13 protein-coding genes and 1 pseudogene are annotated in these 14,892 nt (G+C 71.8%); 10 read left to right on the top strand and 4 right to left on the bottom strand.

The window, feature by feature from the left end:
* From ASG29_RS17385 to ASG29_RS04035, 3 genes and pseudogenes are all read left to right on the top strand, one after another.
* A pseudogene (locus ASG29_RS17385) lies at positions 1–320 on the top strand (TonB-dependent receptor); the annotation flags it as partial.
* A 2-nt stretch (positions 321–322) separates the two neighbouring features.
* Positions 323–1,036, top strand: coding sequence for a hypothetical protein (locus ASG29_RS04040; protein WP_235532752.1), 714 nt, complete (start codon positions 323–325; stop codon positions 1,034–1,036).
* On the top strand, positions 1,033–1,752 hold the full coding sequence (locus ASG29_RS04035) for a PepSY domain-containing protein (RefSeq protein ID WP_055980382.1): 720 nt from the start codon (positions 1,033–1,035) through the stop codon (positions 1,750–1,752). The genes ASG29_RS04040 and ASG29_RS04035 overlap by 4 nt, the downstream gene beginning before the upstream one ends.
* Here ASG29_RS04035 and hutC read toward each other — a convergent pair.
* Both hutC and ASG29_RS04025 read right to left on the bottom strand, forming a co-directional pair.
* The gene (hutC, locus tag ASG29_RS04030) at positions 1,749–2,480 is read right to left on the bottom strand and encodes a histidine utilization repressor (protein WP_055980379.1); all 732 of its coding nucleotides are present in this window, start codon (positions 2,478–2,480) and stop codon (positions 1,749–1,751) included. The genes ASG29_RS04035 and hutC overlap by 4 nt on opposite strands.
* Positions 2,481–2,544: 64 nt before the next feature.
* On the bottom strand, positions 2,545–2,922 hold the full coding sequence (locus ASG29_RS04025; protein WP_055980376.1) for a copper resistance protein CopC: 378 nt from the start codon (positions 2,920–2,922) through the stop codon (positions 2,545–2,547).
* Positions 2,923–3,043: 121 nt separating this feature from the next.
* Here ASG29_RS04025 and ASG29_RS04020 point away from each other — a divergent pair, with 121 nt between their 5' ends.
* From ASG29_RS04020 to ASG29_RS16975, 6 genes are all read left to right on the top strand, one after another.
* Positions 3,044–3,331 carry a hypothetical protein gene (locus ASG29_RS04020; RefSeq protein WP_156457857.1) on the top strand — a complete coding sequence of 96 codons (288 nt, stop codon included), beginning with the start codon at positions 3,044–3,046 and terminating at the stop codon, positions 3,329–3,331.
* Positions 3,328–3,765: a periplasmic heavy metal sensor gene (locus tag ASG29_RS04015; protein WP_055980372.1), complete on the top strand. Its 438-nt coding sequence runs from the start codon at positions 3,328–3,330 to the stop codon at positions 3,763–3,765. The genes ASG29_RS04020 and ASG29_RS04015 overlap by 4 nt, the downstream gene beginning before the upstream one ends.
* Entirely contained in the window at positions 3,762–4,322 is a 561-nt protein-coding gene (locus ASG29_RS04010; protein WP_055980369.1) for an RNA polymerase sigma factor, read from the top strand. The genes ASG29_RS04015 and ASG29_RS04010 overlap by 4 nt, the downstream gene beginning before the upstream one ends.
* Positions 4,323–4,417: 95 nt before the next feature.
* A complete protein-coding gene (locus ASG29_RS04005) occupies positions 4,418–6,262 on the top strand; it encodes a copper resistance system multicopper oxidase (protein WP_082515640.1) in 1,845 nt (614 codons plus the stop codon).
* Entirely contained in the window at positions 6,259–7,494 is a 1,236-nt protein-coding gene (locus tag ASG29_RS04000) for a copper resistance protein B (protein ID WP_055980366.1), read from the top strand. The genes ASG29_RS04005 and ASG29_RS04000 overlap by 4 nt, the downstream gene beginning before the upstream one ends.
* Positions 7,495–7,669: 175 nt before the next feature.
* The gene (locus tag ASG29_RS16975; RefSeq protein WP_162242931.1) at positions 7,670–8,044 is read left to right on the top strand and encodes a response regulator; all 375 of its coding nucleotides are present in this window, start codon (positions 7,670–7,672) and stop codon (positions 8,042–8,044) included.
* Positions 8,045–8,085: 41 nt separating this feature from the next.
* On the opposite strand, the gene ASG29_RS03990 is transcribed toward ASG29_RS16975, so the two are convergent.
* A complete protein-coding gene (locus tag ASG29_RS03990) occupies positions 8,086–8,454 on the bottom strand; it encodes a hypothetical protein (protein ID WP_055980361.1) in 369 nt (122 codons plus the stop codon).
* A gap of 179 nt (positions 8,455–8,633) precedes the next feature.
* Here ASG29_RS03990 and ASG29_RS03985 point away from each other — a divergent pair, with 179 nt between their 5' ends.
* Positions 8,634–11,996, top strand: coding sequence for a glycosyltransferase (locus tag ASG29_RS03985; protein WP_055980357.1), 3,363 nt, complete (start codon positions 8,634–8,636; stop codon positions 11,994–11,996).
* Positions 11,997–12,015: 19 nt separating this feature from the next.
* Here ASG29_RS03985 and ASG29_RS17770 read toward each other — a convergent pair whose 3' ends face one another.
* Positions 12,016–14,865, bottom strand: coding sequence for a PAS domain S-box protein (locus tag ASG29_RS17770; RefSeq protein WP_082515592.1), 2,850 nt, complete (start codon positions 14,863–14,865; stop codon positions 12,016–12,018).
* Positions 14,866–14,892: the final 27 nt, after the last annotated feature.

The following is a 14,892-nucleotide window of genomic DNA, read 5'->3' as shown; positions in this document are numbered from 1 at the left end:
ATCCGAAGTGGCGCGGCTATGGCGTCGCCACCGCGCGGCAGGACGGCGTCTCCGCCACCTGGTCGACGCAGTTCATCGGCAGCGCGCAGGATTTCAACGCCGCCCCCACCGCGATCGGCTATCGCACGCCCGACACCTTCTACCACAACGCGCAGGTCGCGTTCGAGGTGGACGAGCGCACGCGGTTCCAGATCGGCGTCGACAACCTGTTCGACACCGGGGCACCGTATATCCCCAGCTTCACCGACGGGAACACCGACACGATGACCTACGACCTGCTGCGCCGACGCTTCTACGTCGGCGTCCGCACGGCGTTCTGACCGTGGCCGCGTTCCGATGGCCGCTGACCGTCCGGCGGCTGCACAAATGGCTGGCCCTGTTCGTGGGGGTGCAGGTCGTGCTGTGGACCGCGACAGGGTTCTACATGGTGGTCGTCCATATCGACACGATCCACGGCGATCATCTGGTCCGCGCCGCGACGCCGCCCGCGCTGCAGACGCGCGACCTGATGGCACCCGCGCGCATCGCCGCGGCGGCGACGGGCGCGACGGAGGTGCGGCTCCAGCAGCGGCTGGGCCGACCCGTATGGCGGGTACAGGCGCCCGACGGCGTGTCCGCCTATGACGCGCGGACCGGCCAGCGGCTGGGCGAGTTGAACGAGGGGGACGTCCGCCGCATCGCCACGCGCCTGTATTCGGGCGACGCGCGCATCGTCCGGGCGACCCGCCTGACGACGCCGGTGCAGGAACTGGGCACGCGCAAGCCACCGTATTGGCAGGTCGAATTCGCGGGCTGGAACCGGCCCACGCTGTATATCGCGCCGCTGACGGGGGAATTGGTCGCCAAGCGGCACCTGCTGTGGCGGGTGTTCGACATCGCGTGGATGCTGCACATCATGGATTACGACACCCGCACCGACGTGAACAATCCGCTGCTGCGCGTCGCCACATGGAGCGCGTTCGCGATGGCGGTCAGCGGCGCGTGGCTGCTGATCTGGTCCTTCCCGAAGCGCCGGAAGCGGAAGGCCGCCGCATGACCCGGTTCCGCCTCTCGCCGCTGCTGTTCCGCCGCATCCACAAATGGGTCGGCCTGATCCTGGGGCTTCAGTTCGTGCTGTGGGCGCTCAGCGGGTCGATGATGGCGCTGCTCGATTCCGGAAAGGTCGGCGGCCACGACGGCCCGGCGATGCATGCGATGCCGGTGGCCACCGCGGGCCTGGTCGATCCCGCGGCGATCCTGCGCGGTCGGCCGGTGAGCGCGCTGGCGCTGCGCGACGTGGCGGGCCGTCCCGCCTACGAAGTGACCGACGCGGCGGGCACGCGCCTGATCGACGCGGTCACCGGGCGGCGGCTGGCGGTCGACGGCCCGCTGGCGGTCGCGATCGCGACGCATGGCGTGTCGACCGCGGTCGCGGGCGTGACGCTGCTGGCCCGGCCGAACCTGGAGGCGCGCGACCATGACGGGGCGATGTGGCGCGTCGACCTGCACGATGCGGAGCATTCGAGCGCCTACATCTCCGCCACCACCGGCCGCCATCTGGTCACGCGCGGGGATACGTGGCGGACGTGGGACTTCTTCTGGATGCTGCACAACATGGATTACGTGAACCGCAGCAGTTTCAACCATCCGCTGATCGTGGTCGTCGCCTTCGGCATCCTGTGGCTGTCGGGAACCGGATTCTATTTGCTGTTCAAGAGCTTCAGGAGGACCGACTTCCGCTGGATCATCCGCCGGCGCAAGGCGCGGGTCTAGCGCGTCGCGAAGCCCGCGGTCAGTTCGTAGCGGTCGGCCGGGTGGGTCAGCACCGCGTGCGAGACCAGCCGGCCCCCGCTCCACGTCCGCCGGATCATGACCAGCACCGGTTCGCCCGCCCTCATGCCCAGAAGGCCGCGGACCGTCGCGTCGGGGATGCGCGCCAGGACGCGATGCTCGACGCGCTCGATCGGGGCGACGCGGGTCAGATATTCGTTCGGCGTCACGACGTTGAAATCCTGATCGCCATAGCCGGGTGCGGCATCGGCGAGGACGACGCGCTCCTCCAGTTGCAGCGGAAATTCCGCCTCGTGGTGGACGATCACGCTGACGAAGACGGCGGTGCCGGTGGCGATCCCCAGCAATGCCGCCGCCGTCCCGTCCGCGGCCATCCCCGCGGCGCTGAGGACGCGCGGACGATAGGCGTGGCCGCGCGACCGCACCTCCTCCGCGATGTTGCGGATCTCGATCAGATGGCCGATCGGCTTCGCCTCCGCGACGAAGGTGCCCGCGCCCGGTCGGCGCACCAGCACGCCCGCGGCGGTCAGTTCGCGCAGCGCGCGGTTGGCGGTCATGCGCGAGACGCCGAACTGCGCGACGATCTCCGCTTCGGACGGCACCCGGTCGCCCGCCGACAGCCGACCCGATTTCAGCCCCTCCAGGATCGAATCCTTGATCGCGCGATAGCGGGGGGATGCCACTTCCGCGCCATGATCTGCATCGGCCATGCGGGTTGTATAGACATCCGCGCGCGCGCCGCCAGACGCACGACCCCGCGCGGTCGATCGGACGCTACCGGATCGAGAAGGCGTGGCGACCCGACACGCGGTGGCCGTCCGCGCCCGCCACCGCCCAGTCGACGCGATAGGTCCCGGCGGGCAGCGGCCGGGCGCTGCTCAGCACGACGGTCCGTCGGTCGCGCGACAGCGCGGTCGCGACGCCCGGCATCTTCATGTCGGGATGGTTCGCCATGCCCGGCATCCCCGTCATCACCAGGACCGCCGTCGACCGCTGCGGCATCAGCCGTTCGTCGAAGACCAGGCGCACCCGGCCGGTCGGCGTCGCGGTCGCCGCGGCCGCGGGGGCGGCGGACAGCAGTTTCGGGTGCGCCGCCGCGGGCGATGCGGACAGCGCGACACCCGCCAGGACGATCAGGTGGCGAAGCTTCATCGAAATCTCCTATCACTCACGTCATGGCCATACGCACCGCGCGCCGCCGCCCCTCGCCCGCCCCCGTGCGTGAGGGATCGACGGCCCGGGCGCGTAGAACGGAGCGGACGGGAAAAGCACAATGGACATGGACATCGACACCGCGCTTGGGCGCATCGGCGGACACGGGATCCACGCCGGGCCGCACCCGGGGCTCGACGGCCTGGAAGGCCGGGTACTGACCATGATCGCGGAGCGGCCCGCGCGGACGACGGCGATGCGCGCGACGGTCGCGGGGGCGGCCTTCGCCTTGCTGCTGGGCGTCGGCAGCGCCGTCTATCCCGTTCGCGAGGCGCGGGCGGTACAGATGGCGCCGTTCGGGGTCCCCAGCCCGCTGGCGCCGTCGACCCTGCTGCTGGGCGCGCGATGACCGCGCGGCGGCTGTGGCTTACCGCATTGGTCGTCTTCCTCGCCGCCGTGGCGGGGGTGTTCGTCGGACGCCACCTGTTCCCCGCCCCGACGCCGCCGACCGGGGAACTGCACGCCCTGCTGCACGACAGGATCGACCTCGATCCCGAACAGGACCGCCAGCTGCACGCGATCGAGCGGCATTTCGCGGGGCGGCGACAGGCGCTGGAGGCGGCGATGCGCGCGGAGAACGCCCGCCTCGCCCGCGCCATCGCCGCCGAGCACCGGATCGGTCCGGAGGTCACCGCGGCGATCGACGCGTCGCACCGGACGATGGGCGCGCTCCAGAAGGAGACGCTGGCGCATGTCTTCGCGATGCGCCGCCTGCTGCGGACCGACCAGGCGGCCACGTTCGACGCCGCCGTCATGAAAGCGCTGACCGAAGACACGCAGTGAGCGCGGCCCTCGCCGACCATAGCGACGGCGACCTCGCGCGCCTGAGCCGCGCCGGCGACGCCGCGGCGTTCGGGGAGATCGTCCGCCGCTACAAGCAGCCGCTGCACCGGACGGTGGCGCGGCTGACGGGCGACGAGGACGAGGCGGTCGACATCGTCCAGGACGCCTTCATCGCTGCCCATGCGTCGATCGCCCGGTTCGATACAGCGCGACCGATGCGCACGTGGCTGACGCGCATCGCGGTCAACAAGGCGCGCGACTGGCGCCGCCGCCGCATCGTCCGCCGGCTGATCTCCGCTATCCTGCCCGACGAGGCGGTCGAGGTCGCCGACGACGTGCCCCCGATCGACGAGGCGGTCGCCGACCGTGCCGAACTGGCGCGCGTGGAGGCCGCGATCCGCCGCCTGCCCGCCCCGTTGCGCGAGGTGCTGGTGCTGCGCACGATCGACGGCCTGACGCAGGCGGAGGCGGGCGAGGCGCTGGACGTCAGCGAGAAGACGGTGGAAACGCGCCTGTATCGCGCGCGGGCGAAGCTGCGCGCCGACCTGGGCCGCTGACGCGATCCCGGCGGCGCGGAGCGGCCCGATGGTGTAGCGCGAGGGATCGCGGCCCGCGCCGCGTATCATGGTCGACAGTTTTTGCCGGAAGAATGATGACAGTCTCGATCGACCGCCGCGACCTGATCCGCGGTTCCATGGCCCTTGGCGGGACCGCCGCCATGTCGGGATGGTTCCCCGCCTGGGCACGGCCCGTGTCGGCGGGCATCGTGCGCCCGCTGCCGACCGTGTCGGGCGAGGACATCCGCCTGCGCATCGCGCACCGCATGATGACGATCGACGGGAAGGAGAGTCATGCCATCGCGGTCAACGGCACCGTCCCGGCGCCGCTGATCCGCCTGCGCGAGGGGCAGAACGTGCGGCTGCACGTCGAGAATGCGCTGGACGAGGACAGTTCGATCCACTGGCACGGCCTGATCGTGCCGTTCCACATGGACGGCGTGCCCGGCGTCAGCTTCCCCGGCATCGCGCCGCGGTCCACCTTCACGTACGAATTCCCGATCGTGCAGTCGGGCACCTATTGGTACCACAGCCATTCCGGGTTGCAGGAGCAGCTGGGCCATTACGGCCCGATCGTCATCGATCCCAGGGGCACCGATCCGATCGCGTCCGATCGCGAACACGTGATCGTGCTGTCGGATCACAGCCCGATGCACCCGCACGCGATCTTCCGGAAACTGAAGCAGCAGGGCGGCTATTTCAATTTCCAGAAGCAGACGCTGTCCGGGCTGCTGGCGGGGAAGGATCAGGCGGCGGGGGAACGGCGCGCCTGGGGCGCGATGCGGATGGATCCCACCGACGTCGCCGACGTAACCGGCAGCACCTACACCTATCTGGTCAACGGCCACGGCCCGCGCGACAATTGGACCGGGTTGTTCCGCCCCGGCGAGCGCGTCCGCCTGCGCGTGGTCAACGCGTCGGCGATGACCACCTTCAACCTGCGCATTCCCGGCCTGACCATGACGGTGGTGCAGGCGGACGGCCTGCCGGTCCGCCCGGTCGGGGTGGACGAGATGCAGATCGCGGTCGCCGAAACCTACGACGTCATCGTCCAGCCGACCGACGACCGCGCCTATACGATCGTCGGCGAGAGCGTCGACCGGTCGGGGATGGCGCGCGCGACGCTGGCCCCGCGCGAAGGCATGGTCGCCGCGGTCCCGCCGCTGCGCCGCCGTCCACTGGCGGACATGAAGGACATGGGCATGGGGGCCATGGGAGGCATGGACCATGCCGCCATGGGCCATGCCGCCCCCGCCGCCCCCGCCGCCGCAGCGTGCGCGCCGGAACATGCCGCGATGGGACATTGCACCCCCGCCGACGCGTCGGCCCCCGCCGCCGCGGCGGCGGCGTCCGGCATGGATCACGGTTCGGGCGGCATGAACCATTCGATGCGCGACTTCTCGGTCGCGCCGGAGGTGAAGAAGACGCCGACCGTGCAGACGATCTCGCCGATGCCCGTCGACCGGATGGGCGAACCCGGCCAGGGGCTGGACGACGTCGGTCACCGGGTGCTGGTCTATACCGACCTGAGGGCGGTCGACCGCAATCCCGACGTGCGCGCGCCCGACCGCAGCCTGCGCATCCACCTGACCGGCAACATGGAACGCTACATGTGGGCGTTCGACGGCGAGAAGCTGAACGAGGTGAAGGCGCCGATCGCGTTCCTGAAGGACGAACGGGTGCGCGTGACGCTGGTGAACGACACGATGATGGGGCATCCCATCCATCTCCACGGCCATTTCTTCGAACTGGTGACGGGACACGGCGAATATGCGCCGCGCAAGCACACGATCCAGGTCCAGCCGGGCGGCACCGCCACGTTCGACGTCACCACCGACGCGGTCGGCGACTGGGCGTTCCACTGCCACATGCTGTACCACATGCACGGGGGGATGATGCAGGTCGTGTCGGTCCGGCCGCGCGGGGGAGACGGGGCATGAGGTCGCTGCTCCTCGCCGCCGCCGCGCTGCCCGCGCTCGCCAGCGCCCTGCCCGCGGCGGGACAGGGGATGGAGCATTCCCGGCACATGCCCGGCATGACGATGCCCGCCCCGGCCGCGACGCCCAAGACGCCGCCGCGCAAGGCCGCGCCGACGCCCCAACGGCGCAAGAGCGTGCGCAGGACCGTGCGCCCCACCCCGAAACCGGCCGCACCGCGCGCGTCGCCGATCGCCGCGGACGCGGCGGATGGCGCCTGCATGCCCGAACACGCCGCGATGGGCCATTGCACCCCCGCGGCCGCGACGACGGCGGCCCCCGCCACGCCCGCGCCCGCAACGGCGGCCGGGGCGCCCGACGACCCGACCTGCCCGCCCGAGCACGCCGCGATGGGGCATTGCGTACCCGCGGCGCGGACGGCGGCGCCGGCTGCGGCGGGCGCAGGAACGGGGGGCACAGGAACGGCGGGCATAGGGACGGGCGGCACCGCCCTGCCCGCCGGAAACGCCCCGGCCCCCGCGGCGCCCGATCCCACCTATGCGGACCGCATCTGGGGCCGCGACGCGATGGCACCGGCGCGCGCCGTCCTGCGCCACGAACATGGCGGGATGACGCTCTGGCAGGTCATGTTCAACCTGGCCGAGGTCCAGTTCCGCAAGGGCCGGGACGGATACCGGTGGGACGGCGAATTCTGGTCCGGCGGCGACGTCGACCGGCTGACGGTGAAGAGCGAGGGCGAGGGCACGTTCGGGGACGGCGCGGGGGGCGAGGTGCAAGTGCTCTACAGCCGCGCCGTCGGCCCGTATTTCAACCTGCAAGCCGGGGTCCGGCAGGATATCGCGCCCGGTCCCGACCGGACCTACGCCAGCGTCGGGTTCGAGGGGCTGGCGCCGTATTGGTTCGACGTCGAGGGCGCGGCGTTCCTGTCCGACCGGGGCGACGTGCTGGGCAGGCTGGAAGGATATTACGACCAGCGCATCACGCAGCGGCTGATCCTGCAACCGCGCGTCGAGCTGAACCTGTCGGCGCAGGACGTGCGGTCCGGCCGATTGGGGTCGGGCGTAACCGATGCGGAGGCGGGCCTGCGGCTGCGCTACGAAGTCGTGCGCGAGTTCGCGCCCTATGTCGGCGTATCGTGGGAACGCCGGTTCGGGGGCACCGCCCGCTATGCCCGGGCGGACGGCGAGGATACCGGCGGGTTCAGCCTGGTCGCGGGGGTCCGCGCCTGGTTCTGACCGCCGATCCGCGACCGGTTTACCCGTAACGGACCCGCCGGACGCCTTCGGGTCGGGTCCGGGCGGGGGAATTCGCGCGCGGGTCGCGAAAAAGCTTATGCATCCGGCCGCATCGCCGCTACCCAGCCGGGGCGTCCCCGGGACGCTGGTCCTCTTCCGCTGTCGGGAATTTGATGTGGCACCCGTGGTTCTGATCGTCGAGGACCAGCCGCTGCATGCCAAGCTCTTCCGCGACACCCTGAACGCCAGCGGGTTCAGGAGCGTGACGTCCGCCACCGGGCTCGAGGGCGGGTTGATGGCCGCGCGGATCAGGCCCGACCTGATCCTGATCGACGTCATCCTGCCCGACATGGACGGCCGGACCCTGATCGCGACCCTGTCGTCCGATCAGGGTGCCGACACCGTTCCCATCATGGCGATCTCGGCCCGCCAGGATCGCGAGATGGAGGAAAGCTGCCTGGCCGCCGGGGCCAGCAGCTTCACCGCGAAGCCGGTCGTGCTCGCCGCACTGGTGCGCGAGGCCAGACGACTGGTCGGCGTCACCGCCTAGGGCCGCGCACGCGCCCGTATCGGCGGTCGATGCCGTGCGGGTCAGCCCGCCGGCGTCGCCAGCCAGTCGAGCGCCGACGCCCGGCTGGTGAACACGAACATGTTGGACCGGTTTTCGCAGATGCGCTCCGCCTGCCGCCGGGCCAGCACGCCCTCGGTATACATCGCCACGCGGCGGTGGGTCATGGCGGGATTCTCCGCCAGCGCCTTCATCGCGGCCACGACTTCCTGCGTCTGGATCGTCGCGCCGGTGAAATCGTACAGCGTGGCGGGCGGGGCGTCACCGACCGGGAACCTCGCGATCGCATCGCGCAGTTCGATGACGAACGTCCGGAATTCGTCCATCGAACACAGCCCGTCGAGCTTCACCTCGATTATCCGTCGCGCCACGTCGCTCGTGATCTTGTGCACGCTCGCCTCCGTCCTGGCGCCCGCATAGCGACGATGAATTAAAATACGGTATTTCCGTCGGTTGCCATGACCTGTCCGCGCGCGCGCCGGCACCGCGGCCGCCACGGACGGTCAATCGCGGTTAACCGTATCTTGGGTCGTCGCCGCTAGAAGCGGGCCGACACCGATCGAGGGCCAGCGTGACGATTCCGATCTTCTACGACGCCAGCGGGCGACGGGCCCGCTGGATGCGGTTGGGCGTGGCCGGAGCGGCCCTGGCGGGGATGGCGATCCTGCTGATGCTGGTTGCCGCCCTGACCGGCGCGCGCGCGCGCCCCGCGCTGGCGCTGCCCGAGGATGCGGCGCGCCCGCGCGCGATCGCAAGCGTGCCGGTCGCGGGCGAGCGGGGTCCGTGGGTGCCCGGCGGATCGCGCGTGGGCACGGCGCGGCGCCTGCCGGTCATGGGATTCTACATGCCGTGGGACGGACCGTCGCGGCGGTCGCTGGCGCGACATGTCGCGGACGTCGACTGGCTGGTGCCGGGCGTGGCGTCCGTCGTCGGGCCGGACCACCGTTTCGCGTTCGAGCGCGACGACCATCTCCACGCCGTGCTGGCGCGCGCGCCGCGGCGTCCGGCGCTGCTGCCGATGGTGCAGAATGCGCGCGACGACGGCAGCTGGGACGGACCGGGCACCGCCGCGTTGCTGGCCCGGGCGCCCGCCCGCCGCCGCTTCGCACGGCAGCTGGAACGGATGGTGGCGGCAGAGGGCGCCGAGGGCGTCGTCCTGGACCTGGAAAGCCTGCCGGCGGGCGCGCACCGCGACTATCGCCGCTTCCTGTCCGAGCTGCGCGCCCGCTTCGCCCCGCACGACTGGCAGGTGGTGATCGCGGCGCCGGTGGCGGACGAGGCGTGGGACCTGAGGGCCTATGCCGCGGTGGCCGATCGCATCGTGCTGATGGCGTACGACGAACATTGGATGGGCGGCGAGGCCGGGCCGATCGCATCGCAGCCGTGGTTCGCCCGCGTCGTCGCACGGGCGGTCGCGGACACCGGGGCGAAGGGCATCGTGGCGCTGGGCAATTACGCCTACGACTGGGCGGGGCGCGCGACGACGCCGCTGCGCGTCGACGACGCCTGGGCACTGGCGCGCCGCGCGGGCACGGTGCCGCGGTTCGACCGCGCGAGCGGAAACTGGCATTTCGCCTATCGCGCGGACGGCCGCGACCATCAGGTGTGGCTGCTCGACGCCGTGACCGCCGCCAACCAGCGCCGCGCCGCGGCAGCCGCGGGCGCATCCGCGCTGGCGCTGTGGCGGATGGGGAGCGAGGACCCGCATTTCTGGACCGCGATCCGCGACGGCGCGGCGGGCGCGCTCAGGACGATCCCGGCGCAGGAGCAGGTGGCGGTGCTGGGACAGGGCGAGGTCATGCGCCTGGACGCGCAAGCCACGACGGGCCGCCGCGTCCTGACGGCGGATGGCGCGGGCATGATCCGCGACGCGCGGGTCGATCGCCTGCCGGGTTCCGACGTCGTGCAGCGGGTCGGCGCGCGGCGGCGACTGGTCGCGCTGACGTTCGACGACGGCCCCGACCCGGTCTGGACACCCCGGATCCTGGACGTGCTGAAGCGCGAGGGCGTGCCCGCCACCTTCTTCGTCACCGGGGCGAATGCGCTGGGCCACGGCGACCTGTTGCGGCGGATCGTCGCGGAGGGCAGCGAGATCGGCAACCATTCCACGCTCCATTCCAACCTGTCGCACCGGTCGCCGGAGGCGATCCGGCTGGAACTGGGCGCGACCGAGCGGCTGGTCGAGGCCTATACCGGGCGCGCGATGCGGCTGTTCCGCCCGCCGTTCCTGGGCGATGCCGATCCCGACCGGCGCGACGAGCTTCACGCCACCCGCGTCGGCGCCGCGATGGGGTATCTGACCGTCGGCCTGAACGTCGACCCGCACGACTGGCAGACCCCTTCCCCCGGACAGGTCGTCGCCCGGACGATCGCGCAGGTCGAGCGGGGCACCGCGATGCGACCGGCGCAGATCGTGCTGCTGCACGATGCCGGCGGCGATCGCAGCCGGACGCTGGCCGCGCTGCCCGCGATCATCCGCGGCCTGCGCGCGCGCGGCTACGACCTGGTCGGCGTCTCGCGGCTCGTCGGCCTGTCGCGGGAGCAGGTGATGCCGCGCCTGCGCGGGGCGGAAGCCAGCGAGGCGCTGGGCACGCGCGGCCTGTTCGGCACGGTGGCGTGGATGCGCGACGCGCTGACGGTCCTGTTCGTCGTGGTGATCGCGGTCGGCATCGTGCGTGCGCTGACCCTGACGGGGCTGGCGCTCGCGTCGCGCGATCGCGACCGTGCGCCCGACGCGCCGCCGCACCTGGTCCCCACCTTCGTCTCCGTCCTGATCCCCGCGTTCAACGAGGCGCGCGTGATCGAGGCGTCGGTCCGCCGCATCCTGGGCAGCGTCGGCGCCCGGCTGGAGGTGATCGTGGTGGACGACGGGTCCACCGACGGCACGCGCGACGTCGTGGCGGGCGCGTTCGGCATCGACCCGCGCGTGACGCTGCTGACGCTGCCCAACGGCGGGAAGGCGCGCGCGCTGAACGCGGCGTTGCGGGTCGCGCGCGGCGACGTGGTCGTCGCGCTGGACGCGGACACGCAGTTCGAGCCGGAAACGATCGCCCGGCTGTTGCGATGGTTCGCCGATCCCGCGATCGGCGCGGTCGCGGGCAACGCCCGGGTGGGCAATGCGGTGAACCTGGTCACGCGCTGGCAGGCGCTGGAATATGTCACGGCGCAGAATCTGGAACGTCGGGCGCTGCATGCCATGGGCGCGGTGACGGTGGTCCCCGGGGCGGTGGGGGCGTGGCGCCGGACCGCGCTGGACGCCGTCGGCGGCTATCCCGACGATACGCTGGCGGAGGACCAGGACCTGACGATCGCGATCCAGCGGGCGGGATGGCGGATCGCGTGCGACATGACCGCGATCGCGTGGACCGAAGCGCCGGAAACCGCGCGGGCACTGTTCCTGCAGCGCTACCGCTGGGCCTACGGCACGCTGCAATGCCTGTGGAAGCATCGCGGCCTCCTCGGCCGCGGCAGGCCCCGCGGCCTGGCGCTGGTCGGCCTGCCGCAGACGTTGGTCTTCCAGGTGCTGTTCGCGATCGCGGCCCCGCTGATCGACGTCGCGCTGCTGGTCACCGCGGCGCAGAGCGCCTGGCGCGTCGCCGATCGCGGCTGGGCGGCGGCGGGCGGCGACGTCGGCTGGGTCGCGGCGTGCTGGGCCGCGTTCACCGCCGTCGACCTGGCATGCGGGTGGGTCGCCTACCGGCTGGAAGGCCGACGCCTGCCGGTGCTGCGGATGCTGGGCCAGCGGTTCGGCTATCGACAATTGCTGTACCTCGTCGTCCTGCGCGCGCTGGCGGCGGCGGCGAGCGGGCCGTGGGTCGGCTGGGGCAAGCTGGAACGCAGCGGCAATGTGGAGGCGCCGTCGCCCGGCGCGGGCATCGCGACGGCGCGGTCCACCGCGGCGAACGATCGCGCGGCGTTGATCCACGCCGCCTGACGTCCGACCGGCCCCGCGGTCAGGCGCGGTGGCGGGCCGTCGTCGCTTCCGCCAGCGCGGCGGCCAGCCCGTCGCGCTGATACGGCTTGCTCAGCCGCGGAAGGTCGGGAGCGATCCCCTCCAGCTCGGCATAGCCCGACACGACGAGGACCGACGTCTGCGGACGACGCTTCGCCACCTCGCGGGCGAGTTCGGCGCCGCTCATCCCGGGCATCAGATGGTCGGTGACCAGCACGTCGAAGGGCGTGCCGCCGTCGACCAACACCAGCGCCTCCTCCGCCGATGCGGCCTCCAGGACGGTATAGCCCAGGTCCGCGAGCATGTCGGCCGTGCTGAGGCGCACCAGTTCCTCGTCGTCGACGAGCAGGGCGGTGCCCGCCGCACGGGCCGCCTCCCCCTCAGGCGCGGCGGCCGCGACGGGCGCCACCTCCGCGCTCGCGGGCAGCCACAGGTCGATGACGGTGCCCTTCCCCGGCTCGCTGGCGATCGCGAGCCCGCCGCCGAGCTGTGCGGCCAGGCCGTGGACCATCGACAGTCCCAGCCCCGTGCCCTTCCCCACGCCCTTCGTGCTGAAGAACGGCTCGATCGCGCGCGCGAGCGTGTCCTCCCCCATGCCCGACCCGTCGTCCGCGACGGTCAGGCGGATATAGTCGCCGGCCGGGACCGCCCGCCGTTGCGCGTCGTCGACCCGTTCGAACCGCGCCCCGATCGTCAGGACGCCGCCCTCCGCCATGGCGTCGCGCGCGTTCACGGCCAGGTTCAGGATGGCCAGTTCCAGCTGGTTCGCATCGGCCTTCGCCGGGGGCAGGTCGGGCGCCAGATCGATGTCCACGCGCACGCGCGGGCCGGACGTGGCCTCGATCAGGTGCGCCATGCCGACCACCAGCGCGGCGACGTCGACCGCCACCGCCTGCAACGGCTGGCGCCGCGCGAAGGCCAGCAGGCGCTGCACCAGCAACCGTGCGCGCTCGGCCGATTGCAGCGCGCCGTCGATCATGCGCCGTTCCCGATCGGTCCCCACGCCGCGGCGGTGCAGCAGGTCCAGGCTGCCCATGATCGGGGTCAGCAGGTTGTTGATGTCGTGCGCCACGCCCCCGGTCAGCTGCCCCATGCTTTCCAGCTTCTGGCTCTGCCGCAGGGCGGCCTGCGCGCGATCCAGTTCCGCCTCGGCCAGCAGCCGTTCCGAGATGTCGAGCGCCTGGTGGAAGGCGCCGACGATGCGTCCCGCTTCGTCGCGTAGCGGGGTGTAGTTGATCTCCCAACGCGGCGTGCCAAGTTCGGGCCGACCGAACGCCTCGACCACCGTGAAGCTTTCGCCCGACAGGGCGCGTGTCATCAGGGCGCGCATGACGCCGCGCTGGTCGCCCGCGAACAGGTCGGGAAACACGTCGCCGACCCGGGTGTCGAACCCGTTGACGCGGCGGAATTCGTCGTTGTGCGCCCGGTTGAACGCGATCAGGCGATAATCGGCGTCGAAGGCGCAGATCGGCGACGTCGTGGCCTCCACGATCTCGCGATAGCGGCGGACCTCCACCGCCTGCCGGCGGTCGGCGGTGACGTCGCGCCCGGTGGCGTACGTCATCTCGCCCGCCGGGGCGGCGGTCCAGGATATCCAGCGGATCGTCCCGTCCTTGTGCCGGTAGCGGTTGAGCATCGTGGGACGCCCCCCGGCCGCGGCCAGTTCGTAGGCGTCGACGGTGTCGGCATGATCGTCGGGCACGACGAATTCGTTGACGTGATGCCCGACCAGTTCGTCCTGCGCATAGCCGAGCAGCACCGTCCACGCCGGATTGACGCGCCGGAAGACGCCGTCGAAATCGATGACCAGCATCAGGTCGGGCGAGGTGTCCCACATCCGGTCGCGTTCCGCCGTCCGCTCGATCACGCGGGCCTCCAGCGTCGCGGTCAGATGCCGCAGCTCGCGTTCGGCGCGGCGGCGCTCGACGGCGAAGCGGGTCCGGTCCGCCACGTCGCGGATGAACGCCAGCTCCTCGGGCAGCCATTCGCGCGGGGCGGCGCAGTTCAGCAGGAGGATCGCGACCAGGCGGCCGTGTTCGATGATCGGCAGGTTGACGATCGCCCGCGCGCCGATGGTCGTCATCGCGCCGGCGGTCGCGGCCGTGCGCGGATCCAAATCGGCATCGACGATCACCACGGGCTCGCCCCGCTTCAGGTCGTCGACGAACGTGCCGAACCGGCGGAACCGATGCACGCCCGCGACGCTCGCCACGCCCGGGGCGGTCCAGTCGCGCTCGATCCGGGCGGTTTCCGCGATGTCGTCCACATCGGCGTAACCGGACCGGTCGACGTCCAGGATGCGCCCCAGCACCTCGGCCGCGGCGAAGGAGATGTCGGCGGGATCGTCAAGGATGCGGAAGCGATCGGCCAGCTCGACCAGCCCGGCGCCGCGGCGCAGCGACGCCTCCGTCTCGAGATGGCGTCCGATCAGTTCGGCGAACAGCTCGAACGTCGCGCGGATCGCCGGGTCGCTCGGCCGCGCCGGCGCCGGATCGAGCGCGCACAATGTGCCGAAGAACGCGCCGCGGCGCAGGATCGGCGTCGATATGTAGCTCTGGAACCCGTAACGCTGCGGCGTATGGTGGTCGCGATACACCGGGTCGAGCGCGACATGGTCGATCGCGATCGTCCGGCCGCGGGCGCCGACCTCACGGCACAGCGTCGATTCAACGTCCAGCTCGTCGCCCGGACGAAGCCCGAATGCGATCGCATCCTGTACGGCGCAGGCCAGCCACCGGTCGGCGGTGACGCGCGCCACCGCGGCGAAGCGCATGCCCGTCAATCGACAGGCGGCCTCCAGGATCTTGTCGATGGTCCCCAGGCGATTGATCGCCGCGGCATCGTCCAGCACCTGCGTAGCGATATCCCGCCCCCCTGC

Source organism: Sphingomonas sp. Leaf412 (assembly GCF_001425405.1).
GTDB lineage: Bacteria > Pseudomonadota > Alphaproteobacteria > Sphingomonadales > Sphingomonadaceae > Sphingomonas.
Note: the sequence above shows the minus strand (reverse complement) of the source record. Positions and strands in the feature narration are given on the sequence as shown.